The sequence below is a fragment of the Mesorhizobium sp. M7A.F.Ca.US.006.04.2.1 genome (genome assembly GCF_004022915.1).
Classification (GTDB): Bacteria; Pseudomonadota; Alphaproteobacteria; order Rhizobiales; family Rhizobiaceae; genus Mesorhizobium; species Mesorhizobium ciceri.
The window spans coordinates 1-1,683 of sequence record NZ_RZQA01001115.1; the positions used below are offsets into that span (position 1 = coordinate 1).

The 1,683-nt window shown below is 63.2% G+C and carries 2 protein-coding genes; both read right to left on the minus strand.

Features of this window, described 5'->3' with window-relative positions; genetic code table 11:
- Positions 1–387, minus strand: a 387-nt coding sequence (locus EN925_RS34840; RefSeq protein WP_164894622.1) for a type VI secretion system baseplate subunit TssG, incomplete at its 3' end; no start/stop codon positions are given.
- The coding region (gene tssF, locus EN925_RS34845; RefSeq protein WP_128337318.1) for a type VI secretion system baseplate subunit TssF at positions 351–1,683 on the minus strand (1,333 nt) is incomplete at its 5' end. The genes tssF and EN925_RS34840, both read right to left, overlap by 37 nt.

Consider the following 1,683-nt stretch of genomic DNA (forward strand, 5'->3'; position numbering starts at 1 on the left):
GTCGACGAACGTCGTGTCGCTGGTCAGTTGTGCCTCGGCGCCGGCGAACCAGCGTTGCGAGAGCCGGTCGAGCACCCAGCGCGTCAGATGCAGCGGCATTGGACCCTCGGGTCCCAGCAGACCAAAATTTGCCACCGTGACCCGGGCCGGTGCCGCATCGCGGGCTTCGCGGAACACAACCAGGTCCCGTGCGGAAAAGGCTAGGCGCACATGCTGGCCGAGCCGTGCCGGCTCACGGTCGGGACGGCCGGAATGGCCGAACAGACCGTTCCGTTGTTCGAGGCGGCGCAGCAGTTCGAAAAAGTCGAACGTCTCGGACAGACCTTCGGCCCTGTTCGGGCCGGGCGTGTCTAGATCAGGTAGCGATTGCCGGGCGTCATCGGCCATGGCACATCCTCCTGCTTCTGCAGCAGCCGCGTGCGAGTTCGCACGAAGCCGTTTATCCCGGCGTGACGAGCAAACAACCGCGCCAGCAAGGCCGAAAGCAGCAAGGTACTTTGGCCGGCCAGGACCGATTGATCAACATGCAACGTGACTTCGGTACCGCGTCCAAAGCACATCGGTCCATCGATTTGCAGACGTTCGATGACCGGCTGCGAGTCGATACGCACGATCGAATGCACATTTCGGGCAAGGCTTGGATCGCCGCGATCGGCATAAAGGTCGAGTAGCGCATGCAGGGGATCGATGCCGCGGCCTTCTTTGGCAAGACTGAGAAAGTTGAGCGCGAGCTGCGCCACCAGCCGCCAGGCGAGATCATCGGCCCGCGATTCCCCGTCGGCCCCAGCAGGCAGTGCCGCAGGAATAGCTGGCTGCGGCGCACGCAAGGCGCCAAGAAGCCTCACGGTTTCGACCGGGTCGCCGGCCTCTAACGTCAACGTCGGATTGTCATCGAGGATCGGCAGATCACGATTGGTGCAAAGCGCCATCACGTCGAGCCGCTTCAGCGGCCGGGTCGCCGGCCTTACGAGCGGCCGGGACACGGCCAGGAAAACGTCATCCCCGGTATAGGACGTTCGCGTCAGGCCTTCGCGGCGCTCCTCCTCCATCGCGCGGCGAGGGCGCCTTTCGGTCGAATAGACCCAACCACTACCGCCGTTCTGACCCAGGCTGAAGAGCTCGGGGATTTCAGCGTCGTTACCTTCCGTGTCGGCGTCCTCGACGCGGATGACCCGGTAGATTTCGAAGTCACGCGCCCGCGTCCGGTCCGCATGCAACACCTGGCGCGTCTTGCGTTCATCGACTTCGACGACGTTGCACTCGCGTTCGAACAGATTGATGATCGGTGTCGCGAAAAGTTCGAAGTCCGCCGGCGTCAGATCGGCCAGCTCGGGAACCGTGCGTTTGAACAGGAAAATGATCTCGAGTCCGGCCGCGCATTGGCGCACGACAGGCTGCAATCCCAAAACCCGTGCATAGTGAAAACGCTCGGGCATCATGAAGTATTCGCGCAGCAACCGGTATCCTTCGAATGTCGGGCGGGTGCGCGGCATCAAGGCCTCGTCGTCGCTGATGCCGATCATCTCGGGTGCCGGCAACGGCGACAGCGGGTTGGTCTTGCCTTCCGGTCGCGCTGCTGTGGCCGCGCAGGCGCCGAAAATCGCATCGAACAGTAGCGGCGCCTTGGTGCGTCCGGCAAAATAGAGGTCAAGCCGGTCGAGAGCCAGTTCGTCGAGCTTGCCT